This window comes from Kitasatospora phosalacinea (assembly GCF_000717185.1).
Taxonomy (GTDB): domain Bacteria; phylum Actinomycetota; class Actinomycetes; order Streptomycetales; family Streptomycetaceae; genus Kitasatospora; species Kitasatospora phosalacinea_A.
Window position 1 is genome coordinate 23,863 of the sequence record NZ_JNYE01000063.1, and the last position, 24,582, is coordinate 48,444.

Annotated in this window: 25 protein-coding genes; 11 read left to right on the forward strand and 14 right to left on the reverse strand. The window is 74.4% G+C overall.

The window, feature by feature from the left end:
• Nucleotides 1-8: 8 nt before the first annotated feature.
• Nucleotides 9-1,652, forward strand: a complete 1,644-nt coding sequence (locus OO57_RS24635) for a hypothetical protein (protein ID WP_033254821.1) — start codon at nucleotides 9-11, stop codon at nucleotides 1,650-1,652.
• 138 nt (nucleotides 1,653-1,790) lie between these two features.
• Here the strand turns inward: OO57_RS24635 and OO57_RS24640 are convergent, their stop codons facing one another.
• The gene (locus OO57_RS24640) at nucleotides 1,791-2,252 is read right to left on the reverse strand and encodes a nucleoside deaminase (protein ID WP_033254822.1); all 462 of its coding nucleotides are present in this window, start codon (nucleotides 2,250-2,252) and stop codon (nucleotides 1,791-1,793) included.
• Nucleotides 2,253-2,367: 115 nt separating this feature from the next.
• Between OO57_RS24640 and OO57_RS24645 the strand changes: the two genes are divergently transcribed.
• Nucleotides 2,368-3,276, forward strand: a complete 909-nt coding sequence (locus tag OO57_RS24645) for an EI24 domain-containing protein (protein WP_033254823.1) — start codon at nucleotides 2,368-2,370, stop codon at nucleotides 3,274-3,276.
• A gap of 65 nt (nucleotides 3,277-3,341) precedes the next feature.
• Nucleotides 3,342-4,580: a cytochrome P450 gene (locus OO57_RS24650; RefSeq protein WP_033254824.1), complete on the forward strand. Its 1,239-nt coding sequence runs from the start codon at nucleotides 3,342-3,344 to the stop codon at nucleotides 4,578-4,580.
• A gap of 31 nt (nucleotides 4,581-4,611) precedes the next feature.
• Here the strand turns inward: OO57_RS24650 and OO57_RS24655 are convergent, their stop codons facing one another.
• Nucleotides 4,612-4,869, reverse strand: a complete 258-nt coding sequence (locus OO57_RS24655; RefSeq protein WP_033254825.1) for a hypothetical protein — start codon at nucleotides 4,867-4,869, stop codon at nucleotides 4,612-4,614.
• 167 nt (nucleotides 4,870-5,036) lie between these two features.
• On the opposite strand from OO57_RS24655, the gene OO57_RS24660 reads away from it, so the two are divergent.
• Entirely contained in the window at nucleotides 5,037-5,375 is a 339-nt protein-coding gene (locus OO57_RS24660; RefSeq protein ID WP_051778200.1) for an antibiotic biosynthesis monooxygenase family protein, read from the forward strand.
• A gap of 16 nt (nucleotides 5,376-5,391) precedes the next feature.
• Here OO57_RS24660 and OO57_RS24665 read toward each other — a convergent pair whose 3' ends face one another.
• Nucleotides 5,392-5,847 carry an Lrp/AsnC family transcriptional regulator gene (locus tag OO57_RS24665; RefSeq protein WP_033254826.1) on the reverse strand — a complete coding sequence of 152 codons (456 nt, stop codon included), beginning with the start codon at nucleotides 5,845-5,847 and terminating at the stop codon, nucleotides 5,392-5,394.
• Between the two features lie 122 nt (nucleotides 5,848-5,969).
• Between OO57_RS24665 and OO57_RS24670 the strand changes: the two genes are divergently transcribed.
• Complete coding sequence (locus OO57_RS24670) at nucleotides 5,970-6,602, forward strand: LysE family translocator (RefSeq protein WP_033254827.1); 633 nt, start codon at nucleotides 5,970-5,972, stop codon at nucleotides 6,600-6,602.
• Between the two features lie 184 nt (nucleotides 6,603-6,786).
• On the opposite strand, the gene OO57_RS24675 is transcribed toward OO57_RS24670, so the two are convergent.
• The gene (locus tag OO57_RS24675; RefSeq protein ID WP_051778201.1) at nucleotides 6,787-8,067 is read right to left on the reverse strand and encodes a helix-turn-helix domain-containing protein; all 1,281 of its coding nucleotides are present in this window, start codon (nucleotides 8,065-8,067) and stop codon (nucleotides 6,787-6,789) included.
• 161 nt (nucleotides 8,068-8,228) lie between these two features.
• Between OO57_RS24675 and OO57_RS24680 the strand changes: the two genes are divergently transcribed.
• Nucleotides 8,229-9,560, forward strand: coding sequence for a lipase family protein (locus OO57_RS24680; protein WP_033254828.1), 1,332 nt, complete (start codon nucleotides 8,229-8,231; stop codon nucleotides 9,558-9,560).
• A gap of 60 nt (nucleotides 9,561-9,620) precedes the next feature.
• On the opposite strand, the gene OO57_RS24685 is transcribed toward OO57_RS24680, so the two are convergent.
• Together OO57_RS24685 and OO57_RS24690 are read right to left on the reverse strand one after the other, a co-directional pair.
• The gene (locus OO57_RS24685; RefSeq protein WP_033254829.1) at nucleotides 9,621-9,956 is read right to left on the reverse strand and encodes a hypothetical protein; all 336 of its coding nucleotides are present in this window, start codon (nucleotides 9,954-9,956) and stop codon (nucleotides 9,621-9,623) included.
• A 568-nt stretch (nucleotides 9,957-10,524) separates the two neighbouring features.
• Nucleotides 10,525-11,124, reverse strand: a complete 600-nt coding sequence (locus OO57_RS24690; RefSeq protein ID WP_033254830.1) for an HdeD family acid-resistance protein — start codon at nucleotides 11,122-11,124, stop codon at nucleotides 10,525-10,527.
• A gap of 178 nt (nucleotides 11,125-11,302) precedes the next feature.
• Here OO57_RS24690 and OO57_RS24695 point away from each other — a divergent pair, with 178 nt between their 5' ends.
• From OO57_RS24695 to OO57_RS24705, 3 genes are all read left to right on the forward strand, one after another.
• Nucleotides 11,303-13,210, forward strand: a complete 1,908-nt coding sequence (locus OO57_RS24695) for an NAD-binding protein (RefSeq protein WP_158715219.1) — start codon at nucleotides 11,303-11,305, stop codon at nucleotides 13,208-13,210.
• Between the two features lie 220 nt (nucleotides 13,211-13,430).
• Nucleotides 13,431-14,504: a hypothetical protein gene (locus OO57_RS24700; protein ID WP_033254832.1), complete on the forward strand. Its 1,074-nt coding sequence runs from the start codon at nucleotides 13,431-13,433 to the stop codon at nucleotides 14,502-14,504.
• A gap of 116 nt (nucleotides 14,505-14,620) precedes the next feature.
• Nucleotides 14,621-14,971 carry a beta/gamma crystallin domain-containing protein gene (locus OO57_RS24705; RefSeq protein ID WP_033254833.1) on the forward strand — a complete coding sequence of 117 codons (351 nt, stop codon included), beginning with the start codon at nucleotides 14,621-14,623 and terminating at the stop codon, nucleotides 14,969-14,971.
• 59 nt (nucleotides 14,972-15,030) lie between these two features.
• Here the strand turns inward: OO57_RS24705 and OO57_RS24710 are convergent, their stop codons facing one another.
• The 8 genes from OO57_RS24710 to OO57_RS24745 all read right to left on the reverse strand — a co-directional run bounded on the left by OO57_RS24710 (nucleotide 15,031) and on the right by OO57_RS24745 (nucleotide 23,340).
• The gene (locus tag OO57_RS24710) at nucleotides 15,031-15,807 is read right to left on the reverse strand and encodes an enoyl-CoA hydratase (RefSeq protein WP_033254834.1); all 777 of its coding nucleotides are present in this window, start codon (nucleotides 15,805-15,807) and stop codon (nucleotides 15,031-15,033) included.
• A gap of 97 nt (nucleotides 15,808-15,904) precedes the next feature.
• Nucleotides 15,905-16,960, reverse strand: a complete 1,056-nt coding sequence (locus tag OO57_RS24715) for an enoyl-CoA hydratase/isomerase family protein (protein ID WP_033254835.1) — start codon at nucleotides 16,958-16,960, stop codon at nucleotides 15,905-15,907.
• 101 nt (nucleotides 16,961-17,061) lie between these two features.
• Nucleotides 17,062-17,244, reverse strand: coding sequence for a hypothetical protein (locus OO57_RS24720; RefSeq protein ID WP_033254836.1), 183 nt, complete (start codon nucleotides 17,242-17,244; stop codon nucleotides 17,062-17,064).
• Nucleotides 17,245-17,463: 219 nt separating this feature from the next.
• Nucleotides 17,464-18,681, reverse strand: a complete 1,218-nt coding sequence (fahA, locus tag OO57_RS24725; protein ID WP_033254837.1) for a fumarylacetoacetase — start codon at nucleotides 18,679-18,681, stop codon at nucleotides 17,464-17,466.
• Nucleotides 18,678-19,490 carry a hypothetical protein gene (locus OO57_RS24730; RefSeq protein ID WP_199811316.1) on the reverse strand — a complete coding sequence of 271 codons (813 nt, stop codon included), beginning with the start codon at nucleotides 19,488-19,490 and terminating at the stop codon, nucleotides 18,678-18,680. The genes fahA and OO57_RS24730 overlap by 4 nt, the downstream gene beginning before the upstream one ends.
• Complete coding sequence (locus OO57_RS24735; protein WP_033254838.1) at nucleotides 19,469-20,656, reverse strand: homogentisate 1,2-dioxygenase; 1,188 nt, start codon at nucleotides 20,654-20,656, stop codon at nucleotides 19,469-19,471. The genes OO57_RS24730 and OO57_RS24735 overlap by 22 nt, the downstream gene beginning before the upstream one ends.
• A 34-nt stretch (nucleotides 20,657-20,690) precedes the next feature.
• A complete protein-coding gene (gene hppD, locus OO57_RS24740; RefSeq protein WP_033254839.1) occupies nucleotides 20,691-21,902 on the reverse strand; it encodes a 4-hydroxyphenylpyruvate dioxygenase in 1,212 nt (403 codons plus the stop codon).
• Nucleotides 21,903-22,035: 133 nt separating this feature from the next.
• The gene (locus tag OO57_RS24745; protein ID WP_033254840.1) at nucleotides 22,036-23,340 is read right to left on the reverse strand and encodes a phosphoribosyltransferase family protein; all 1,305 of its coding nucleotides are present in this window, start codon (nucleotides 23,338-23,340) and stop codon (nucleotides 22,036-22,038) included.
• Nucleotides 23,341-23,511: 171 nt separating this feature from the next.
• Between OO57_RS24745 and OO57_RS24750 the strand changes: the two genes are divergently transcribed.
• Together OO57_RS24750 and lanA are read left to right on the forward strand one after the other, a co-directional pair.
• Nucleotides 23,512-23,931 carry an SPW repeat protein gene (locus OO57_RS24750; protein WP_234337489.1) on the forward strand — a complete coding sequence of 140 codons (420 nt, stop codon included), beginning with the start codon at nucleotides 23,512-23,514 and terminating at the stop codon, nucleotides 23,929-23,931.
• Between the two features lie 419 nt (nucleotides 23,932-24,350).
• Nucleotides 24,351-24,506 carry an SCO0268 family class II lanthipeptide gene (gene lanA / locus OO57_RS40445; protein WP_063737636.1) on the forward strand — a complete coding sequence of 52 codons (156 nt, stop codon included), beginning with the start codon at nucleotides 24,351-24,353 and terminating at the stop codon, nucleotides 24,504-24,506.
• The last annotated feature ends 76 nt before the right edge of the window (nucleotides 24,507-24,582 follow it).

Below are 24,582 nucleotides of genomic sequence, written 5' to 3' on the forward strand. Positions count from 1 at the left end.
ACTTTCACATGACAGTGCGCACCCTGAACGACGCCGACGACACCGCGTCCGACACCGCGGCCACGACGGACGGCGAGACCCGCCAGAGCACCCGTGAGGAACTCGGCCGCTTCGCCGAGCAGGGCGGCTTCGCCCTCACCGCGGACACCAACCCCTGGCTGGAGGCCGCCGAAACCGTCACCGGCCCCGAGGACGCCCGCGCCGCCTCCACCGTCCTCGCCGAACTCCGCAGCCGCGACACCCGCGCCGTCGGCCAGGCCGCCAACGCCATCGCCACCAAGGCCGGCCTCGACATCCCCGACACCCTCGGCGGCCTCACCACCCTGCTCGACCTCCTCCAGCGCGTCCACGCGACCTCCGCGACGCTGCGCACCGAGGCCTACGAGCAGGACCTCGCCGAACTCGCCGCCGCCACCGGCAGCTCCGCCTACCGCAAGGAGAACGGCGCCAAGCTCGGCTGGAACCGCCGCCGCCAGCTCCGCGGCCGGGCCCGCGCCCTCGCCGCCGCGGGCACCCGCCCCGGCCGCGCCGACCTGCACACCGCCCTGGTCGCCGCCGCCGACGCCCACCGCGACTGGACCGCCCTCTCCAACGGCACCTCCCGCCCCTCCGTCCCCGTCGACGGAGCCCTCCTCACCGAGACCGCCAACGTCGTCGAATCCCTCGCCGACGCGGTCCGCTCCCTCACCCGCCTCCTCCCCGAACGCGCCCTCGACGCCCTCCCGCTCACCGAACTCGCCGACCTCGTCGACCGCCTCGCCGCCGACGAAGGCACCCTCTACCGGCTCTCCGCGCTGCGCCAGCTGCGACTGGAACTCGCCGAGCAGGGGCTCACCGAGCTGCTGGGGGAGCTGAACGAGCGGCAAGCCGACAAGGACGCTGCGCTGGCCGCGTACGACCGGCACGTCGCCGCGAAGGCCGCGCTGGCGGCGGGGCCGCGCCAGGGCGAGGCCCCGGTCGAGGAGACGGTGGCCGAGACCGAGGTCGTCGAGGACGAGCCCATGGTTGAGGTTGAGGTTGCTGTCGAGGAGCCGGTGGCTGAGGTTGAGCCGGTGGTCGAGGCTGTGGTGACTGAGGAGCCCGAGGTCGAGCCGGAGCCCGAGGCTGCGGTGGAGGCCCCGGCTGTTGAGGTTGAGGTCGCTGTCGAGGAGCCGGTGGCCGAGGCTGCGGTGGAGGCGCCGACCGTTGAGGCTGAGGCTGCTGTCGAGGAGGCGGCGGCTGAGGTCGAGCCGGAGCCCGAGGCTGCGGTCAAGGCCCCGGCTGTTGAGGTTGAGGTTGCTGTCGAGGAGGCGGTGGCCGAGGTCGAGCCGGAGGTTGTCGTCGAGCCGGTGGCCGAGGTCGAGGTTGCCGTTGAGGAGGCGGCGGCTGAGGTTGCCGTTGAGGCGGAGGCTGTCGTCGAGTCGGAGCCTGAGGCTGTGGTGGAGGCCCCGGCTGTTGAGGTTGAGGTTGCTGTCGAGGAGGCGGTGGCCGAGGTGCGGCTGAGGTTGCCGAGCCGGCTGCTGTCACGGTGGTGGCGGGGTGGGCCAAGCCCGAGCTGGTGCCGGGGAAGCCGATCACCGGGTACTCCGCGGAGGAACTGGTCGCGCTGGTGGGCTGGTTGGACTCGGACGGGGAGGAGCGCAGCGATGACGAGTTGCTGCGGGCGGCGATGAAGGAGCTCGGGTTCGCCCGGCTCGGGCCGCGGATCAAGGAGGCGCTGGGCGCCGCGGTGGCTTCCGTCCGCGCCTGACGTTTCGTCAAGTAGGGTGCTTCCGCCCGCCGTTGTGCTTCGTGCGCAGCGGCGGGCGGTGTCATTCGCCGATGTCCTCGTGCCAGAGGTCGGGGCGGGCGGTGACGAAGTCGGTCATCAGGCGTACGCAGCGCGGGTCGTCGAGCAGGGTGATGCCGGTGCCGTGGGCGGCGAGCCAGTCGTGGCCGCCGGTGAAGGTGGTGGATTCGCCGATGACGACGTGGCCGATGCCGAACTGGCGGACCAGGCCCGAGCAGTACCAGCACGGCGAGAGGGTGGTGACCATCACGGTGTCGCGGTAGCCGCGCAGGCGGCCGGCGGCGCGGAAGGCCGAGGTCTCGGCGTGCAGGGAGGGGTCGCCGTCCTGGACGCGTCGGTTGTGTCCGCGCCCGAGCAGTTCGCCGTCGAGCCGGAACAGGGCCGCCCCGATCGGGATGCCGCCCTCGGCGAGTCCGGCTTCCGCCTCCGCCACGGCGACGTCCAGCCACGCCCGGGCCCGTTCCGCCGTCACCTGACCGTCCATCGGTCACCTCCTCGCCGTTCACTCTCCCCACCCGCCTGCCGTGGTGCACCCCGCCACGCCGTCAGGGGATCGGGGCGGTGTCCGGCGGGTTTGACGTTTCCTTTAAGGTGCGGGGATGCGAGATTTCGGGGCGGGACTGCGGTTCCTGTTCAGCGGGCAGCGGTGGGTGGCGCGGCACGGGCGGTGGTGGGGCTTCGGGATGATCCCGGCGCTGATCGCCCTGGTCGGGTACGTGGCCGCGCTGGTGGTGCTCGTCGTGTACGCGGGGGACCTGGCCGAGTGGGCCACGCCGTTCGCGGACGGGTGGAGCGAGCTGTGGCGGGACGTGGTGCGGACGGTCGTCGCGGTGGTGGCGGTCGGCGCGGGCGGGCTGCTGGCGATGCTGACGTTCACGATGGCGACGCTGCTGATCGGCGAGCCGTTCTACGAGTCGCTGTCGGCGAAGGTCGAGGAGACCGAGGGCGGCGGCCCGCCGGAGCTCGACCTGCCGCTCTGGCGGGAGCTGTGGGTGGCGGCGCGGGACAGCCTCGCGGTGCTGCTGCGAGCGGCGGCGTTCGGGATCGTGCTGTTCCTGTGCGGGTTCATCCCGGTGGTGGGGCAGACCGTGATCCCGGTGCTGGCGGTGTGCGTGTCCGGGTTCTACCTGACCGTCGAGCTGACCGGCACGCCGCTGCAGAAGCGCGGCCTGTCGCAGAAGGAGCGGCTGCGGCTGCTGCGCTCCCGGCTGTCGATGACGCTCGGCTTCGGGACCGGTCTGACGCTGCTGTTCCTGGTCCCGGGCCTGACGGTGCTGGCGATGCCCGGCGCGGTGGCCGGTGCGACGCTGCTGGCGCGGGAGGTCTCCCCGTACGAGGTGGCGGGCGCGGACGAGGACGGCGACGGCGACGGCGGCGACGGGGAGGACGGCGAGCAGCCGAATCCGTACCAGCAGGGCCCGTACCCGTACCAGGGCGGGAATCCGTACCAGGGCGGGAACCCCCATCAGGGCGGGAACCCGTACGCCGTTGACCCGCAGGTCGGATGATCGAACCTGCTACCGGACGCTACCGGGATTTGACGTAGCGTCACCGACTGCGCGATAACGTCCCCATGGCCGTATCCGTATCCGTGGACGCCGCCTCGCGCGGCGTCGATCTCGGTGACCCCGTGTTCTGGCGGTTGCCCGAGGAGGCGCGGGCCGTGGCGTTCGCCCGGCTGCGCGGGCGTTCCGGCCCGGTGGGGTTCACCGACCGGGCGACGGGGCGGCGGTGCTGGGCGCTCGTCCGGCACGCGGACGTGACGGCGGCGAGCCGGGCGCCCGAGGTGTACCTGTCCGGGCCGGGGGTGACCACGCCGGAGCCGGCCCGGTGGGTGCGGGCGGTGTTCGGCGACTCGATGGTCAACCTGGACGACCCCCGGCACGCCGACCTGCGCCGGGTGGTCGGCCGGGCGTTCGCGCCGCGGCTGCTCGCCGAGGTCGAGCGGGACATCCGGGAGACCGCCGTCGAGCTGGTCGACCGGCTGGAGCGGGAGCGCCCCGCCGACTTCGTCACCGCCGTCGCGGCCGAGCTCCCGTTCCGGGTGATCTGCACGATGATGGGCATCCCGCCGGAGCAGCGCCGCCGGATCCTGGCCCGGATAAACCTCGCCGCCGCCCCCTCCGGGGTGGCCCGCCGCGGGCTGCGGGTGCCCGGGCGGGGCCTGCGGGCGCTGGCCGCGATGCAGCTGACGGTGGCCGCGCTGGGCCGCGAGCGGCGCCGCCGCCCGACCGGAGACCTGATCTCCGCCCTGGTCACCGCCGACGTGGACGGCCGCCGCCTGAACTCCCGCGAGCTCGGCGCGTTCTTCTCGCTGCTGCTGGTCGCGGGCGTGGAGACCACCCGCAACGCGCTCGCCCACGGCCTGCACCTGCTGACCGTCCACCCCGAGCAGCGGGCCCTGCTGCTCGGGGACCTCGACGCCCGCCTGGGCGGCGCGGTGGAGGAGGTCGTCCGGTACTCCACGCCGATCGTCCAGTTCCGCCGCACCGTGGCCGTCGACCACCGGCTGTCCGGGATCCGGCTCGCCGCGGGAGACAAGGTGGTGCTGTTCTACGGCTCCGCCAACCGCGACGAGGCGGTCTTCCGCGACCCCGACGCCTTCGACATCACCCGCTCGCCCAACCCCCACCTCGGCTTCGGCGGCGGCGGCCCGCACTTCTGCCTCGGCGCCCACCTGGCCCGCCAGGAGATGCGGGTGCTGCTGCGCGAGCTGTTCACCCGCCTCCCGGAGATCCGCTCCACCGCCGCGCCCGAGACCGTCCCGTCCTCCTTCGACCACCGCGTCCGCTCGCTGCCGTTCACGTTCTGACGGCGGCGAGCGGCGAGCGGCGGATCGGGATCTAGGACGGGTGGCTGCCCACCGTGTCGTGGATCTCCGCGCCCATCACGCTGTTGGCGCGGGCGCAGTGGGCGCCGCAGAAGAAGCGCCCGGCGACCTCGACGCCGTGGCCGACGATGCGGACGGTGCACTGCTCGCAGCGTGGGGCGAGCTTCTCCATCGCGCACTCGAAACTGTCGAAGACGTAGGTGTCGCCGGTGATCGTCTTGATCTCGAAGGACAGCCAGTAGTCGTTCTGGCACACCACGCAGACCGCCATGTCGGGCTCCTCTCGTCGTACGGGTCCACCGCCGAGTCTCCGGTCGCGACGCGCGGGCGGCAATCGGCGGCGGTCCGAACGGACAGATCGGGGCGGATCCGGACGAAAAACCGGCGCGCCGTCCGATAATGGTCAGCAGGGTCCGGGGTTCAGCCGAGGAGGCCGAGATGATCATCCGAATCTGGGAGGCGCAGGTCGCCCCGAACCGCGCCGAGGACTTCTGCGCCAGGCTCGCCACGACCGTGCTGCCCGGCCTCGGCCGGTGGGACGGCTTCCTCGGCGGCGAACTGCTCCGGGCCTGCTCCGACGGCGACCACCGGGTGCAGATGATCACCCGCTGGCGCGACGAGGAGGCCCTGCGGGCGTACGCCGGACCGATGTGGCGGATCCGGCCGGTCTGGTCCGAGGGCGAACTGCACGAACTGGAGCACCCGCCGACGGTCGTCCACTTCCACTCGCTGAGCCGACTCGACCACGCCTCCGAACGACCCACCGCCGCGGCCTGACCGGCCCCCGGGGGAGTCAGGACACGGGGATGCCCGTGTCGGCCTTCACCTGCTTCATCGTCAGGTGCGAGTGCACCTGCGCGATCCCCGGCAGCCCGGAGAGCACGTCCGTGACGAAGCGCTCGTACGCGGCCAGGTCGGCCACCGCGACCCGCAGCAGGTAGTCCGGGTCGCCGAACAGGCGGTGCGCCTCCACCACCTCCGGCAGCTCCGCCACCCGGCGCTCGAACTCGCCGACGGTGGCCCGGTCCTCGTGCCGCATCACCACCGTCACGAACGGCTGGAAACCGCGCCCGACGGCCACCGGGTCGAGCAGCGCCCGGTAGCCGCGGACCACGCCCCGCTCCTCCAGGTGACGCACCCGGCGCAGGCACGGGGACGGGGTCAGGCCCACCCGCTCGGCCAGCTCGGCGTTGCTGATCCGGCCGTCCTGCTGGAGCTCGTGGAGGATTCTGCGGTCAAGGCGGTCCATGGCGCAACATTCTGCCAGAAGGTGCCCTTGACCAGCGAAAACGGGACATCGGCTGCCAGGCGTGGACCGCTAGCGTCCAGGGGCTGGGATTTCCCCCTCCCGTTCCCCGACCCGAAGGTGCCATGGACCCGCACGCCCTGCTGCTCTTCCTCGGCGTCGACGTGCTGCTGGTCTGCACGCCCGGCCCCGACTGGCTCCACATCGCCGCCCGCGGCCTCGGCCAGGGCCGCCGCGCCGCGCTCACCGCCGTCATCGGCGTCTGCGCCGGGTACGCCGTCCACACCCTGCTCTCCGCCGCCGGCCTCGCCGCCGCCCTGCGCGCCGTCCCCGCCCTGCTCCCCGCGCTGCGCCTGGCCGGCGCGGGCTACCTGGCCCTCCTTGCCGTCGGCATGCTGCTCGCCCTCCGCCGCGGCGGCACCGGCCGGGCCGTGACCGCCGCGAGCGGGCCGCAGCCGACGCGGACGGTGCTGCGGCAGTCGCTGCTGACCGCCCTGCTCAACCCCAAGGGGCTGCTGCTCTACCTCTCGCTCGTCCCGCAGTTCGTCACCCCGGACGGGAGCCTCCCCGTCGGCGGGCAGGTCGCGGCGCTCGGCGCGCTCAACGTCCTGTGCTGCGCCGCCGTCTACTCGGCCGTCGCCCTGGGCGCGGCCCGCCTCGGCGGGCGGCTCGGGTCGACCCCGGCGGCGGCGCGACGCCTGTCGGCGGTCTCGGCGGTCCTGCTGCTGGCGGTCGCGGGGGTCACCGCGGCAGCCTGACAGCAGGCGGGGCGGAGGCGCATGCAGGGGCCCGGGGAACTGTCGGGCACACGGGCATGCACGTCAGGGGCCCGGGGAACGGCGGGCTCGGGGCTGCTGGCGGTGCACTGCCGGTGCGTGCCGTTGCTCCGGGTTCTGTTCAGGCGGCCCGGAGCAGCACGGACGCATCGGTGGGCTCCGGCCGTCAGCAGCTCGGAGTCGCCGTTCCCCGAGCCCCTGACGGGGCTCCTGTGTCGTGGGCGGCCAGGGCCGCTCGCAGGGTGAGGAGGTCGGGACCGCGGACGGCGTCGAGGCCGGTGAGGTCGGCGGCGCGGCGCAGGCGGTAGTCGACGGTGTTGGGGTGCACCTGCAGCCTCGCGGCGGTGCGGCGGCGGTCGAGGCCGCTGGTGAGGAACGCCCTCAGGGTGGAGAGGAGTTCGGGGCGTCCGGCGAGGGGGGTGAGCAGGGCGGCGAGGGCGTCGCGGGCCGGGCCGGGGCGGCTGAGCTGGTACTCGACGAGGACGTCGTCGAGCAGGTGCGGGCCGGGGCCGCGGCCGGTGGCCTCGGCGACCCGGCGGACGTCGGCGGCCAGGCGGGCGGCGTCGGCGACCTCCGCGGGGGCGGCGGTGGTGGCGGCGGCGGTCAGTTCGGCGCCGCAGGCGCGGGCGAGGCGGTCGAGCAGGGCGGCCAGGGCGGTGCGGTCGGGGGCCGGGGCGGGGGAGTCGTCGGGGAGCAGGACGGGGCCGCCGTCGGCGGCCAGCGCGGCCAGTGGCACGCCGTCCGTGCGGCGTTCCAACTCGGCGCGCAGGCGCCGGAGTTTGCGGCGGGCGGCGACCGAGCGGTTGACGCCGGGGCGGGACTCGTCGGGGTGCGGGCCGATCGCGAGGGAGAGCACCAGGTAGCGGGCGGGCAGCCGGATCCCGGCCCGGTCGGCGGCGGCGCGCGGGTCACCGCCCTCCAGCAGGCGGGAGAGCAGGGCCTGCCGGGAGACCTGTTCGTCGCCGAGCGCGGCCTGCCGTTCCTGCACGTACCCGGCGGCGACGGCGCAGCTGACCACCCGCAGGTAGCCGAGCAGGCGGTCCTGGGCGGTGGCGACGTCGGGCAGGTCGGCGGGGGCGGCCTCGGCGAGGAGGCGGGCGGCGCACAGCTGGGCGCCCAGGTGGTAGGCGCCGACCACCGACTCCAGCGGGACGCCCTCGTCGGCGCGGCGGGCCGCGGACTCGCGGATCCGGGCGAGTTCGGGCTCGCCGGGCAGCACGCCGGTGCGCATCACCTCGACGAAGGCCCGGATGCCGCGCTCGACCTGGCGGGTGATCTCGCCGCGCAGCTGCTCGGGCGGCAGCGCGTGGTAGTCGGGGAGCCGGTCCAGCAGCCGGACCATCACCTCGGTGGCGAGGGCGGGGGCCAGGGCGAGCAGCCGCCGGTGGACCGGTCGGCCGCCGAACCTGGGCCCTTCGGTGGGGAGTTCGGCGTTGGGTGCGGTCACAATCCACCTCGCGAATCTCTGGGCGGCGGCCCGGCGACGGGGGCGGGCGGCGCGTTCATCATGGTTCCCCGGAGGTTACCTACCCGTAGGTAACTCCCGTGATCCCCCACCTTGTTCAGGTCGCGCGCCCCCACCCCCCCCAGTCAGAGACGGGAACCGCCATGAACCGAGCCGCCCGGTTGATCGCCGCCGCCCTCGCCGCGGCCGCGGTCGCCACCGCCGCCCCCGTGGTCACCGCCGCCACCGCCACCGCCGCGAGCGCCACCGACCCGTTCTACGCGTACGACGGCATCGTCCCGCTGTCCTCGATCGCGCCCGGCACCGTGCTCAGGACCCGCACCCTCTCGTACCACCTGCTCGGCCTGCCGACCCCCGTGCAGGCCGTCCAGCTGCTGTTCCGCACCACCGACGCGCAGGGGCGCCCCAGCGCGGGCGTCACCACCGTGGTGCGCGGGCTGGGCAGCGACGGCAGCCGGGCCGTCTCGTACCAGTCCTTCTACGACTCGCTGAACCCCGCCGACGGCCCCTCCCGGGCGGTCGCGGGCGACGTCAGCCTGGGCGGGGCGATCGCCAACGCGGAGGCGCTGTTCGTCGTCCCGTTCGTGCTGCAGGGCTACGACGTGGTGATCCCCGACACCGAGGGGCAGAGCGCCGACTTCGCCGCCGGGCCCGAGTACGGCACCACCACGCTCGACTCGATCCGGGCCGCCTCGGCCTCCCCGGCGACCGGCCTGCGCGCGGACACCCGGTTCGGCATGATCGGCTACTCCGGCGGCGCGATCGCCACCAACTGGGCCGCCGCCCTCGCCCCCTCCTACGCCCCCGACGTCAACCGCCGCCTGGTCGGCTTCGCCGAGGGCGGCCTGCTGGTCGACCCCGCGCACAACCTGAAGTACGTGGCCGGGGGCGTGGTGTGGCCCGGCGTCATCCCGATGGCGATCACCGGCGTCGCCCGCGCCTACGGCTTCGACCTGCAGCCCTACCTGAGCGACTACGGCAAGCAGGTGTTCGCGAAGATGCAGGACGCCTCGATCGTCAACGCGCTCGGCCAGTACCCCGGCCTGACCTGGCAGAAGCTCGCCAAGCCCGCCTACGCGAACCCGAACTCGATCCCCGAGTACCTGGCCGCCGTCAACAAGGTCAACCTCGGCTCCGCCCCCACCCCCACCGTCCCCGGCTACATCGCCCAGGGCAACGGCGGCGTCCTGGAGGGCACCTTCAGCAACGTCCCCGGCATCGGCACCGGCGACGGCGTGATGGTCGCCGGGGACGTCCGCGCCCTGGCCCGGCAGTACTGCGCCACCGGCAACGGCAGCATCAGGTACCAGCAGTACGACCTGCTCAGCCACCTCGGCGCGGCCGTCCCGTGGGCGCCCACCGCCGTGCTCTACCTGAACGACCGCTTCGCCGGGAAGGCCGCCCCGTCCGACTGCGGCCGCATCCCGGCGGGCAACTCGCTCGCCCCCGAGCGGCCCGCCGCCGCCGGGCAGTGAACCACCGGGCCGCCCCGCCCCGACCCCCGCGCGGGGCGGGGCGGCCCGTCGCGCGGCCCGCTACCAGACGACGGCGACCACGACCTCGGCCGCCGTGAGCGTGGCCACCGTGAAGAACGGCCACGGCTTGCGGTTGCGCATCCCGACCAGGGCGACCGCCGCGACCAGCACGTCCAGGGCGAGCTTCACGCCCATCTTCGGGTCCGACACCGGCAGGTCCAGCGCGTGCCGGGTCCAGATCAGCCCGACGCCGGTGACCAGCTGCACCACCGCGCTGGTCACCACGTAGCCGCCCGTCACCGGGTCCTTCCCGCGCAGCTGGTAGAAGATCCCGCCCAGGATCGCGGCGAACCCGAACAGGTGGAACACCAGGAACACGTACCGCAGGATCTCCATGCCAGTGAATCCCTCTCCAGGACCGGAACGAGGTTGGGGCCTCCGGTGCATGAGAGGGGCCGACGGCCCCGGGTGTGACATCCCCGGGGCCCGGCGGCACGAGAGCTGCGTCACACCGCGTCGGCGGCGCCGCGCGGCCGGGCGCTCACGCGGGGTGCCGGAGGCCCGCGACGGTGCGGGCGAAGCCCCCCGGCCCGCGACGGTGTGGTCGCCGCCGTCGACGACCTCGGCGCACCCGGCGAGCCCGCCGGTCACCGCGGTCGGCCACGGTGCGGCCAGCGCCGCGGAGCGGCCCGCGGACACCCCCGCCGGTGCCAGCACGGCCGCACCCTGCTCGAACCCCGCGAAACACCACGTACACCGCCGACAGCGGCGCGAAGTCGTGGAGCGACGCCAGCCCCGCGTCCTCGCCGAAGCAGGTGCTCTCCGCCCACCGGTCGAGCAGCGCCGCGTGCTCGCGGAACACCGCCTCAAAACCGCTGTACAGGGTGGAACGGTACGGACCAACAAGTCGGGTACCCACCGGAAGGCGGGTACCCGGGGTGGGAGCTCGGGTGGCGGGAGGCGCTCAGAGGTCCCGCGGGTACTGCTTGGCCCCGCTGCGGATCCGCAGCGCCGCCACGATCTCGGTGATGCCGATCAGCAGCAGGCCGCAGGCCGCCAGCACCGCCAGCGCCGTGATCGAGTGGGCCGGCCAGACCATCAGCACGATGCCCGCCACCACGCTCAGGCCGCCGACGAAACCCTGCCAGCCGCGGGCCGGCATCATCGGGTCCGAGGCCACCGCCGCCAGGTGCGTGATGCCGCGGAACAGCCAGCCGATGCCGATCCACAGCGCCAGCAGCAGCACCGACTGCGCCGCCGACCGGAAGCACAGCAGGCCCAGCAGCACGCAGATCGCACCGCTGATGAACGCCAGCACCCGCAGCGCCGTCGACGCGTGCGTGCCGAACGCCCCCACCAGCTGCACCACGCCGATCACCAGCAGGTACAGGCCGAACAGCACGCCGATCACCCACAGCGTCTGCTTCGGCCACACCAGCACGATCACCCCCAGCGCCAGCGAGATCAGCCCGCCCGCCAGCACCGCCTGCCAGGCCACCCGGGCCAGCTGCTGGAACGGCCCGGGCAGGTCGTCGCGGGAGTCGATCCGGTACGGGGCACTCATGGCTCCTCCGAGGGGACGGGACGGAACGGACACGGCACAACCCCAGCCTCCGCGCCCCACCACCCCCGCGGCGCGGCGGGTTCCGCCGGACGGACGAACCGGGCCGCCCCGTTCGCACCCGGATCCGCTACCGTCCGTTCACCCGTGGGTGCTGACGGGCGGTCTACCATCGGACGCTATGACGGACCAGGGGCGGGGGAGCCCGGCGGACGGGGCGGGAACGGTCGGCGGGGCGGCAGGCGGGGCGGACGAGGGCGCGGGCGGCGGGACGGCAGGCGGGGCGGTGGCCGTTCCCGGGCAGCGCGGGGCGGCAGGCGGGGCGGACGAGGGCGCGGGCGGCGGGCACTACATCGTGTGCGGCGGCAACTCGCTCGCGCACCGGCTGATCCTGGAGCTCACCGAGCAGTACGAAGTCCCGGTGGTCGCCGTGGTGCCGGACCGCTCCCGCGAGCACGGGCCCGCGATCGCCGCGCTCCCCGGCGTCCGCGCCGTGCTGGAGCACTCCACCGTCACCGGCGAGGCGCTCGCCGCGGCCGACGTCGAGCACGCCCGCGGGATCGCGCTGATGGACGGCACCGACCAGGAGAACATCCACGCCGCGCTCGCCGCCGAGAACCGCAACCCCGGCGTCCGGATCGTGCTGCGGATCTTCAACCAGCGCCTCGGCGAGCACCTGGAGAAACTGCTGCCCAACTGCGCGGCGCTCTCCGGCTCCGCCACCGCCGCCCCCGCCTTCGCCAACGGCGCCCTCGGCCGCCCGCACACCGTCGAGGTCGGCGGACGGCAGCTGTACGTCGCCCACGACGGCGACATCCGGCCCGACCAGCTCTGCCTGGTCGCCGACCGGATCGACCGCCGGGACCTCAGCCGGCTCCGGCTGCTGCCGGAGACCGGCGGCCGGGCCGCCGACTTCATCCGGATCGCCGAACTCATGGGCGGCGGCGAGCGGTTGGGCGACACCGGCCGCCCCGACCCGGCCTCCGGCCGCTCCGGCCGCGAACCCGGCGGCCTGGCCGCCCTGCAAGCCCTGGACGCCGAACCGCCGCTGCGCCAACCGCTGCGCAAGCGGCTCAAGTGGTGGCTGCTCGACGGCCTCAAGCACTTCACCAACACCCGGCTGCGAATGATCCTGATCACCGCGTTCGCGGCGATCGTGCTCGGCGGCCTGGTGCTGGCCCGGCACACCACCCACTCCGGCGGCTTCGGCTGGACGGTGTACTTCACGCTGCTCGACGCGGCCGGCGCCGTCCAGCCCGACGTGCCCGGACAGCAGGTGCTCGGCGACTCCTGGGCCCGGGCCGCCCAGGTGCTGATCACCTTCTGCGGCATCACCTTCGTCCCCGTCGCCACCGCCATCGTGGTCGAGGCCCTGGCCAGCGGCCGCCGCGGCGTCCCCCGCCCGCCCGGGGCCCGGACCAGGGACCACGTCATCGTGGTCGGGCTCGGCAACGTCGGCACCCGGGTCGCCGCCCTGGTGCACGCCACCGGCCTGCCCGTGGTCTGCCTGGAGCGCGACCCGCAGGCCCGCGGCATCGCCGCCGCCCGCGCCCTCGGCATCCCCGTCCTGATCGGCGAGGGCCCGCTGGAGGCGCAACTCAAGCAGGCCCGGGTCAAGCACGCCCGCGCCGTGGTCGCCGTCACCTCCGACGACGCCGCCAACCTGGAAGCCGCCCTGGAGGCGCGCGCGGTGCGGCCCGAAGTCCGGATCGTGGTCCGGCTGTTCGACGACGACTTCGCCCACCACGTGTACGCCACCCTCGGCAACGTCGCCTCCCGCTCGCTCTCCTACCTGGCCGCGCCCGCCTTCGCCGCCGCCCTGATGGGACGCGAAGTCCTCGGCACCCTCTCGGTCTTCCGGCACGTGCTGCTGATCGCCGAACTCACCGTCGAGGAGGGCTCCGGACTGGACGGCCGGAACACCGGCGACCTGGAGGGCCCCGGCGGCGTCCGCGTCCTCGCCGTCCGGCTGAACCGCCGCCCGCAGGACCACCTGTGGAACTTCGCCGACCGCTCCCGGCGGCTGGTCCCCGGCGACCGGATCGTGATCGCCGCCACCCGGGCCGGACTCGCCCGCGTGATCCAATGACGGCAGGATCCCGCGGAGCGGATCGTTCGGTGGCGGACAATTCGCTGACGCCTCGTCACGTACTGTGCTCCTGAGGGGCCTCGGCCGTTCTGCTCGCCCACTGGTGCGCGCGGCCAAGGCTGTTCACCGTCCTGTGCGGCGTCGCGCCGGCGGCCGGGCCCGTCGGTGCCGCCGGTTAGGGTGCCGGTCGACCGTACCGCCGACGCCGTGGAGAGCGCCCGTGCCGCCCCAGCAGCCCACCGACCGACTGGCCGCCGTCCGGAAACTCGCCGACTCCGGAAGCCTCCAGGCCCTCGACCGGTACCTCTACCGGGAGAACGCCGACCACCGCGGCGACTGGACGCTGGACGGCGGCGGACTGGTCCGGCTGCTGCAGGGGATGCCGGTCGAGCGCCGGGTCGGGCTGCTGTGCCGGATGAGCGAAGGGCTGGAGGAGACGGCCGTGCACGCCCCACCGGCGTGCCGCGGCCTGGCCACGCTCAACGTGCTGCTGGCGCAGGGGCTTTCGGCCGAGCAGCTGGCGCCGTGGCGGGAGCCGCTGATGGCCGAGGCGGCCGGGAGGCTGGTGGTCTGGGAGGGCTGGCGGCTGACCGCCCTGCTGGAGGCCGACCTCGCCGCGGGGCGGGAGCTGCCCGCCGCGGTGCTGGCAACTGCCCGGCGCACGGCCCTGATCGCCGGTGTGCCGGGCGGACTGCCGTCCGTGGTGGGTCAGTTCAGCGGCCCGGTGCTCAACCCCGGTGAGCCGTGGGCCGACCGGGCCCTCGCGGACCTCGCCGGGGAGCGGGACGACGCCGACTGGCGGGCCCTGCTCGGCCACGCGCTGACCGCCACCGGGGCCAGGCCCGGCGCGAAGTGGCTGCGGGCCGGGGGGCCGCTGGTCGACGCGGTCGGGCCGCACCGGCTGCGGGCGGCCGCCGCGCGGTGGTTCGCCCTGGTCGGGCAGCCGCGTCGACAGGCGGTCGCGGCCTTCGCGCACTCCGGCCCGGCCCTGCACGACCCCGACCCGTACAACTGGCGCGCCCTGCAAGGCCTGGCGGCCCTGCTCGCGCTGACCCCGCCGCACCCCGAGGCGGCCGAGGCCCTCGGCGCCCTGGTGGAGGCCGCCCTGATCCGGATCCGCGGCTTCGGCCCGCGCTCCCCGCTGACCGCCTCCGCCGCCGTCCGCGCCCTCACCGCGCTCGGCGGCCCGGACGTCCGCGCCGAACTGGAGCGCCTCGTCCCGGTGGTGACGGCCGGGCCGCTGGCGTACAGGCCGACGGCCAAGGCGGTCGCGGCGGCGCTCTCCGGCGGGTGAGCGCCGCGGGCCGGGCGGGCGGCCGGATTCCGTCACTTTCCGCACCCGCGCGCGCACGTCTTGTTAGTATCCGTACGGTTCGATGCGCGTCCACCCGTACCCGAGGAGTCTGCGTCATGCTGAAGCGACGGATCGCCGTGGCCGTGGGAGCCGCCGTGCTGGCCCTGACGGCCGGTGCCGTGCCCGCCCACGCCACCAACGAGGTCAACTTCGTCGAGTGCCTGTTCGTCGGCGACTACTTCACCCTCGGCATCACCAACGACAACGGCACCGGCTTCCGGCGGTGCTTCGCGAACGCCGGCGACATCTGGATCGACCAGTCGTCGGTGACGAGCTTCAGCAGCGGCAACAACGCGGGCTACTTCGAGTACGAGCCCGGCGACGGCTACCTCTACCGCCACGCCTTCGGCAAGAACGAGGCCCTCACCAGGAACTACGGCACCATCACGACGCTCCACATCAACTGACCCCCCGGCCCCGGGTCCTGCGCGGTGCGGAGCGCGGAGGGCCCGGGTCGGCGGTGAGGTCAGCCGTTGGTGAAGGCCGCGGGGCGCTTCTCGGCGAAGGCGGCCATGCCCTCCTTCTGGTCGGCGGTGGCGAAGGCGGCGTGGAAGAGGCGGCGTTCGAAGCGGACGCCCTCGGCGAGGGTGGTCTCGAAGGCCCGGTTGACGGACTCCTTCATCATGACGGCGGCGGGCAGCGACATCGCGGCGACGGTCTCGGCGACGGCGAGGGCCTCGGCGAGCAGCTGCTCGGCGGGGACGACGCGGGAGACCAGGCCGGCCCGCTCGGCCTCCTCGGCGTCCATCATCCGGCCGGTCAGGCACAGGTCCATGGCCTTGGCCTTGCCGACGGCGCGGGTCAGCCGCTGGGAGCCGCCGATGCCGGGGATGACGCCGAGCTTGATCTCGGGCTGGCCGAACTTCGCGGTGTCGGCGGCGATCAGGACGTCGCAGAGCATCGCCAACTCGCAGCCGCCGCCCAGCGCGTAGCCCGCGACGGCGGCGACGACCGGCTTGCGCAGGCGGCCCAGTTCGTCCCAGGGGCCGAGCCAGTCGTCGAGGTAGACGGCGGGGAAGCGGTTGTCCTGCATCTCCTTGATGTCGGCACCGGCCGCGAAGGCCTTGGCGGAGCCGGTGACGACCAGCGCGCCGATCTCCGGGTCGCGGTCGAAGTCCTTGGCGGCCGCGACCACTTCGTTCATCAGCCGGGTGTTGAGCGCGTTGAGCGCCTCGGGCCGGTTGAGGGTGATGATGCCGACCCGGCCCTTGCGGTCCACCAGGATCGTCTCGTACTCGGTCATCGCCGCTTCTTCCTCTCCACGCTGAGCGGAACCTCTGACGGTGGATACGATCTCCGAACACCGCCCCGGACGCCAGTCTCGACAGGCGAGACGATGGTCACCCCGCGAGCCCCAGGTCGCCGTCGGCGGGGGTCTCGAAGAAGCGGGCGACGTCGGCGGCGGTGACCTGCTCCGGGGCGGCGGGGTGCCAGTGCGGGTCGCGGTCCTTGTCGACGACCTGGGCGCGGATGCCCTCGACCAGGTCGTGGTGGGCCAGGGCGGCGCAGGAGATCCGGTACTCCTGGTCGAGGGTGGCGGCCAGGGAGGGCAGGGTGCGGGCCCGGCGCAGCGCGGCGAGGGTCACCTTGAGCATGGTGGGGGACTTGCCGAGCAGCTGTTCGGCGGCGTCCTTCGCGGCGGGCAGGCCGGTGGCGCGCAGCCGTTCCAGGACCTCCTCGACGCTGTCGGCGGCGTAGCAGTGGTCGATCCACTCGCGCTGGGCGGCGAGTTCGGAGGCCGGGGCGGGGGCGGCGAGCGCGGCGACGGCGGCGGCCGGGTCCTCGCCCGCGGCGAGCCGGGCGGTGAGGGCGGGCAGCGCGGCGGAGGGCAGGTAGTGGTCGGCGAAGCCGCAGTGCAGGGCGTCGGCGGCGGTCATGGTGGCGGCGGTGAGGCCGACGTGGGTGCCGAGCTCGCCGGGGGCGAGGGCGAGCAGGCGGCTGCCGCCGACGTCGGGGACGAGGCCGATCCGGGTCTCCGGCATGGCGACGGCGGAGCGCTCGGTGACGATCCGGGTGTTCGCGTGCGCGGAGAGGCCGACGCCGCCGCCCATGGTGATGCCGTCCATCAGGGCCACGTACGGCTTGGGGTAGCGGGAGACCAGTTCGTTGAGCGGGTACTCGACGCGGAAGAACGCCCGGGTGCCCGCGCCGCCGAGCTTGGCGTCGTCGTGGACGGCGCGGATGTCGGCGCCCGCGCACAGGCCGCGCTCGCCGGCGCCGGTGAGCAGGACGGCGGTCACGGCGTCGTCCGCGGCCCAGGCGTCCAGGGCGGCGCGGACGGTGACGAGCATCGCGCGGGTGAGGGAGTTGAGGGCGCGCGGCCGGTTGAGGGTGATCCGCCCGAGCGGGCCGGTCCGCTCGATCAGCACGTCCTGCTGGGCCGCTGGGGTCGCCATGGTCGTCACTCCCGCCTGTCGGTTGGTACGAAGATCCTCCGCTGCACCGTACCGGGCCCGCCCGACGGGTCGGCAGGCCCGGTACGGCGGCGGGCGGCCGGTCAGCAGGGGCGCAGCGGCGTGGCCAGCAGGACGGGGGCGGCGGGCAGGTGCGGGCGCGGGGCGAAGCCGCAGAGCGTCACGGGGTGCGGGAGCAGCGGGACGGCCTGGGCCTGCGGGACGGGCATCAGCAGGTTGGCGGCGGCGAGCGCGGCTCCGCAGACCAGGGTGCGCAGCTTCATCATCGGGGTCCTCCGGGGAAGAGAGTTGTCCACGAACGGTTGCGGCCCGCCCCTTCGGCGCCGGGCGTGGGCGGCCCGGCTCGGGGGGAGGTCGCTGGTTTTCTGTCGGGACAACTTCTAGTGGCGGAGGGGTTTGCGGCCCCGGAATCTCACCCGTTCGGCGGCGTGCTGCGGACGCGCCATTGACGGTTCGGGGCCGTCGTGGCGCGTCCGCGCGGGAGGTCAGCCGGTGATCGTGCCGGTGACCTCGCCGAACCCGACCCGCAGGACCCCCGGCCCGGGGGCGGTCGCGGTGATGGAGACCTCGTCGCCGTCCTCCAGGAAGGTGCGCACGGTGCCGTCGGGCAGTTCGAGGGGCTGCTCGCCGTTCCAGGTCAGCTCGATCAGCGCGCCCCGGGTGTCCGGCTCGGGGCCGGAGACGGTGCCGGAGGCGTACAGGTCGCCGGTGCGCAGGCTGGCGCCGTTGGCGGTCAGGTGGGCGAGCTGCTGGGCGGCGGTCCAGTACATGGTGGCGAACGGCGGCCGGGAGACGAGGTGCCCGTTCAGCGACACCTCCAGCGCCAGGTCCAGGCCCCAGGGCTCGGACTTGCGGTCGTCCAGGTACGGCAGCGGCTCCACCTCGCGCTCCGGCGGGGCGACCCGGGCGTGCTCCAGCGCGTCCAGCGGCACCACCCAGGGGGAGAGCGAGGTCGCGAAGGACTTGCCGAGGAACGGGCCGAGCGGCACGTACTCCCAGGCCTGGATGTCGCGCGCCGACCAGTCGTTGAGCAGGCAGACGCCGAACACGTGCTCCGCGAAGCCGTCCAGCGCGACCGGGCTGCCCATCGCGCTGGGCGTGCCGACCACGAAGGCGACCTCGGCCTCGATGTCCAGGCGGCGGGACGGGCCGTGGCTCGGCGCCGCGTCGGAGGGGGCCTTGCGCTGGCCGTGCGGGCGGACCACCGGGGTGCCGGAGACCACCACGGTGCCGGAGCGGCCGTGGTAGCCGATCGGCAGGTGCTTCCAGTTCGGGGTCAGCGGCTCCTGCCCCGGCCGGAAGATCTTCCCGAGGTTGGTGGCGTGGTGCTCGGAGGCGTAGAAGTCGACGTAGTCGGCGACCTCGAACGGCAGGTGCAGCCGGACGTCCGCCAGCGGCAGCAGGCAGGGCTCGACGGCCGCCCGGTGCGCCGGGTCGGTCAGCCAGGAGGTGAGCGCCGCGCGCACCGCCCGCCAGGTCGGACGGCCGGACCCCATCAGCGGGTTGAGGTTCTCCGCGTCCAGCAGCACGGACGGCGCGCCGACCGCCCGGGCGGCCGCCCCGGCGTCCAGCACCAGGTCGCCGATCCGGACGCCGATCCGCCGTCGGCCGGGCCGGTCGGCGGCGGTGAACACGCCGTAGGGGAGGTTGTGGACGCCGAACGGGGAGTCGGCGGGCAGGTCGAGCCAGGTGGTGGTGCTCAAGGGGTCTCCAGGAGGCCGAGTCGGGCGAGGTCTTCCAGCGGCTCGGCGATGCTACAGGTGCCGAAAGAAGTGAACGAGGCGCGGACGGACGCGATCTGATGCTCCGTCAGGGACTCGACGGCGGTGGCCAGTCGGGCGCCGTCCCGCTCGGCGAGCAGCTCGATGGCCTGCGAGCGGTCGGAACTCCCGGCCGCCAGCAGCAGGTTGAGGAAGCCGTGGTGCTCGTACCCGGTGCCCAGGTCGGTGTGCCGCACCGCGTGGTGCAGCCCCGCCGTGCACTTGTACGGCAGCGCGCGCTCGGCGCAGCCCAGCAGGAAGGCGGCCAGCTCGGTGACGGACGGGAAGGACGCGTAACCCAGGCCGCCGGTGCGGTACTTGGCGCGGTAGCGGGTGCCGGCCAGGGCGTCCAGCCCGTCCTCCGGCCGCTCCGAGCGCGGCAGTTCGACGGCCGCGCCGACGCCCTCCGGCAGCAGCGCGTCCAGCTCCGCCACCGCCGCCCGGACGTCCTCGCCCGCCGCGTACTCGACGGCGGCCACCCGCAGGCCGTCCGCCGCCTCCAGAGCCTCGGCCAGCCGGCCCGGGCCGACCACCAGGCCGACCGCGAACTCCGGCTTCAGGGAGCGCAGTTCGGCCAGCTTGTCGACCGGCGCCAGCAGCGGGCCGACCGCCTCCGCGTACCAGGCGGCGCGGTGCGCCCGGTGCGCGGGGACGGCCCCGGCCAGCGGCAGGTCGCCGGGCGGGAAGACCGCCGCGTCGTCGAACAGCCCCCGGTACAGCTCGGGTACGTTCATCGCCTCGCCCAGGTCCACGCGTAGTCCGGGTCCTCGCTCGCGGTGGCGGCCTCGCCGAGCTCCAGCGGGCGGAAGGTGTCCACCATCACCGCCAGCTCGTCGAAGAACTCCACGCCGATCGAGCGCTCGTACGCGCCCGGCTGCGGGCCGTGGGTGTGGCCGCCCGGGTGCAGCGAGATCGACCCCTGTCCGATGCCGGAGCCCTTGCGGGCCTCGTAGTTGCCGCCGCAGTAGAACATCACCTCGTCGCTGTCCACGTTCGCGTGGTAGTACGGCACGGGGATCGACAGCGGGTGGTAGTCCACCTTGCGCGGCACGAAGTTGCAGATCACGAAGTTGGTGCCCTCGAACACCTGGTGGGCCGGCGGCGGCTGGTGCACCCGCCCGGTGATCGGCTCGTAGTCCGCGATGTTGAACGCGTACGGGTACAGGCAGCCGTCCCAGCCCACCACGTCGAACGGGTGGTTCGGGACGGTGTAGCGCGTCCCGGCCACGCCGCCCGGGCCGCGGTGCTTGACCAGCACGTCCACCTCGCCGCCCTCGACCAGCAGCGGGCCGTCCGGGCCGCGCAGGTCCCGCTCGCAGAACGGCGCGTGCTCCAGCAGCTGGCCGAACTTCGACAGGTAGCGGCGGGCCGGGGTGATGTGGCTGTTCGCCTCGATGCAGTACGCGCGCAGCGGCCCGTCCCCGGTCGGCACCCAGCGGTGGGTGGTCGCCCGCGGGATCAGCACGTAGTCGCCCGGCCCGGCCGTCAGCGTCCCGAACACCGTCTCCAGCACGGCCGTCCCGGACTCCACGTACACGCACTCGTCGCCCAGCCCGTTGCGGTACAGCTCGCTGGGCGCGCCCGCCGCGACGTAGGAGATCCGCACGTCCGCGTTGCCGAGGACGAGCCGGCGGCCGGTGACCGCGTCCGCCGACTTCCACTCCTCGCCCGGGAACAGCCCGTGCAGCTTCAGGTGGCGGGGCAGCAGCGGGAGGTTGGCGGTGGTCGACTGGTCCGGCAGCTCCCAGACCGCGGCGGCCGTCACCGCCGAGGGGATGTGCCGGTGGTACAGCAGCGAGGAGTCCGAGGAGAAGCCCTCCTCGCCCATCAACTCCTCGTAGTACAGCCCGCCTTCGGGGGTGCGGTGCTGGGTGTGCCGCTTGGGCGGCACCGAGCCCAGCTGCCGGTAGTACGCCATCGCCCTACTTCTCCCTGTCGCCCGTCGTGCTCCGTCAGAGGTTGCCGCGCCGGTCCTGCTCGCGCTCGATCGCCTCGAACAGGGCCTTGAAGTTGCCCTTGCCGAAGCCCAGCGAACCGTGCCGCTCGATGAACTCGTAGAAGACCGTCGGCCGGTCGCCGATCGGCTTGGTGAAGATCTGCAGCAGGTAGCCGTCCTCGTCGCGGTCCACCAGGATGCCGCGCGACTGCAGCTCCTCGATCGGCACCCGGACGTGGCCGATCCGCTCGCGCAGCTCCGGGTCCTCGTAGTACGAGTCCGGGGTGGACAGGAACTCCACGCCGCGCGAGCGCAGCACGTCCACCGTGGTGAGGATGTCGTTGGTGGCCAGCGCCATGTGCTGGCAGCCCGGGCCGGTGTAGAACTCCAGGTACTCGTCGATCTGCGACTTCTTCTTCGCCACGGCCGGCTCGTTCAGCGGGAACTTCACCCGGTGGTTGCCGCTCGCCACGACCTTCGACATCAGCGCCGAGTAGTCGGTGGCGATGTCGTCGCCGACGAACTCCGCCATGTTCACGAAGCCCATCACCCGGTTGTAGAACGACACCCACTCGTCCATCTTGCCGAGCTCGACGTTGCCCACCGCGTGGTCCAGCGCCTGGAACAGCCGCTTCGGCGCGCCCTCGGGGCGGACCACCGTCGACTCGCGGGCCACGTACCCCGGCAGGTACGGGCCGGTGTAGCGGGAGCGGTCGACCAGGGTGTGCCGGGTCTCGCCGTACGCGGCGATCGCGGCGCGGCGCACCGTGCCGTGCTCGTCCGAGACGTCGTTCGGCTCCTCCAGGACCGTGGCGCCCTGGGCGCGGGCGTGCGCGATGCACCTGTCCACGTCCGGGACCTCCATCGCCAGGTCGACCACGCCGTCGCCGTGGCGGCGGTGGTGGTCCAGCAGCGGGCTGTCCGGCGACACGCCGCCCTCGATGACGAAGCGGCAGGAGCCCGAGCGCAGCACGAACGACTTGCGGTCGCGGCGGCCGGTCTCCGGGCCCGAGTAGGCGACCAGCTCCATGCCGAACACGGACTGGTAGAACTGCGCCGTCTGGGTCGCGTTGCCCACCACGAAGACGACCGCGTCCTGCGCGGTCACCGGGAACGGGTCGGTCGAGGCGTCGTACTCCACCAGACCCACCAGGGTGCGCAGCTGCTCGGCCGTCAGACCGGCCTGCAACTCCTCGGGGGTCAGTTCAACAGCGGCGTCGGCGGTCATGGGGCATTCCTCCACGTCGAGGTCGGTTGCGCAGAGCTTGCTCCTGCTCGGTGAGGTGGGCAACAGGTCCGAATCCGGCTGCTCAATGTGTACAAGATGAGCAGCCGGGGGGTGCTTCGACTGTACGGATTGCTCAGTGCCGCGCCCGATCGCTTCCTCGGCCGGGCGGGAACCAGCGGACGAACCAGTGCGCCGCCAGGTCGGCCACCGCCGCCAGCGCCCCCGGCTCGGCGAACAGGTGCCCGGCGCCCGGGACGACCTGCAGCGCGCTCGGGCCGCGCAGCTCGGCCGCGGCCCGCCGGTTCAACTCCACCACCTCCCCGTCGGCGCCGCCCACCACCAGCAGCGTCGGGGCGGCCACCAGCGACAGCCGGGCCGCCGCCAGGTCCGGCCGGCCCCCGCGCGAGACGATCGCGGCCGGGGCGGTGTCCGGCTCGGCCGCGGCCCACAGCGCCGCCGCCGCGCCCGTGCTCGCCCCGAACCAGCCGTACGGCAGGCCCGCCAGCGCGTGGTGGCGCAGCACCGTCCGGGTCGCGGCGGCCAGCCGCCCGCCCAGCAGGCCCGGGTCGAACACCTTCCGCGGCTGCTCCGCCTCCCCGGGCGTCAGCAGGTCGAACAGCACCGTCGCCAGCCCCGCCCGGTGCAGCCGCTCCGCCACCGCCCGGTTGCGCGGACTGCCCCGCCCCGAACCGCTGCCGTGCGCGAACACCACCACGCCCAGCGGGTCGGCCGGCACCGCCAGCTCGGCCGGACCGGCGGCCAGCGGCACCTCGTACCCGGCGCACCCGCTGCTCCCCGGGCCCCGGGAGGGCTCCAGCGCGGCCAGCACCTCGGCGTCCGTGGTCTGCCGGAAGTCCCGGTAGAACTCGCCGACCGAACGGAAGCCCTTCGGCGCGTGCACGGCCACGTACGCGTCGGCCGCGCCGCCCAGGCGCTCCGCCCAGTCGTGCGGGGCCACCGGCACCGCCAGCACCACCCGCGCGGCACCGCGCGCCCGGACGATCCGGCAGGCCGCCAGTGCGGACGACCCCGTCGCCACCCCGTCGTCCACCACCAGCACCGTCCGCCCCGCCAGCGGCACCGGCACCCGTCCCCGGCGGTAGGCGGCCGCGCGCCGGGCCAGCTCGGCGCGCTCGCGGACCTCGACCGCGGCGAAGTCCTCCGGCGGGACGCCCGCCGCGTCCACCACCTGCTGGTTCACCACCCGCGCGCCGTCCTCGCCGACCGCGCCCATCGCGACCTCCGGCTGCCCCGGCACGCCCACCTTCCGCACCACGCACACGTCCAGCTCCGCGCCCAGCGCGGCCGCGACCTCGGCGGCGACGGGGGCGCCGCCGCGCGGCAGGGCGACCACGACGGCCCCCCGCAGGCCGGGGGCCTCGGACAGCAGGGCCTCGGCGAGGCGGCGGCCCGCGTCGGCCCGGTCGGTGAAGTGCATGGCGGAACCTCTCCGCTTCCCACGGTACGCGCCCGGAGGCCTGGATAAGGAAAAAATAAGGACAAACCCGTGGGTAGCGTTACATACCGCCCAGGGCGGGTAGCGACCAAGTGGCTCGCATGTCCTGACTACGAGGAGGTGGTCCCGGTGTCGACCCACATGTCGTCGGGCATGGAACACCATCCGGACATCCTGGCCCTGCGTGAACACGCGGAGCGCGTCACATCCACCACCGCCGGGCAGGGGACGGAAGCACTCGCCATCTGCGCCGGCCTCTTCCTGGCCATCTCCCCCTGGGTGGTCGGCTTCTCCGGCTTCACCGGCCTGACCGTCAGCAACCTGGTGCTCGGCATCGCCTACGCCGTCCTGATGGCCGGCTACGGCTCCGCCTTCGGCCGCACCCACGCCCGCGCCTGGGCGTGCGTGGCGATCGGCGCCTGGACGGTCATCGCCCCCTGGGCGGTCAACGGCGGCGCGCACGTCCGCCGCACCATCCTGACCAACGTCATCACCGGCGGGGTCATGACCTGCCTGGCCCTGGCCGCGGTCGGCATGGCCTTCGCGGGCATGACGGCACGCCACAGCAGGTAGCGCCCCCGGAGGAGCACGAGGGCACCGGGCCCCGGCGGGCCCGGTGCCCTCGCGGCGTCTTCGCGCCAAAGTGCGGGCGCGCGGCGCGAACGCGCGCGGACGCCCGCCGGGTGCGGCCGACCGGTGGTTCGTGGACGCCCGGGAGCAGGAGCGTTCCCCGGTTCCGGCGCTGAAACATCGGCCCGGCCGACCGCCCGGGAACGGACACCCGGGCGCGAGCGCCCGGTGGGGCGGACGAGCAGGTCGGGGCGGGCGGGGAGGGGGGTGGCGGAGTGCGGGGGGAGGTTGGCCGGGACGGCACTCACCACATCGTGGGAAGCCGGGAAAAAGTGGTGCCCGCACCGGACCGAACCACCGTTCGGTCCGGGCGCCGCCCGGAACACCGCCCCGGGCGCACCCACGAGCCCTCAGGAGGGGACATGCGCACCGAGATCACCCTGCAGGCCGACACCGCCGAGCTCGACCTGGACCTCCGCATCGCGGACGTCACGGAGCAGACCCAGGAGCTCGGCCAGGGCACCTACACCTCGCCGAGCAGCTACGCCATCGGCACCCGCTGCCCGGTCTGCTGCTGACCCTCCGTCAGCGGTCCTCGCGCGGGGCGGGCCACGGCCCGCCCCGCGCCCCCGTTCCACCCTCCCTCCTCCCACC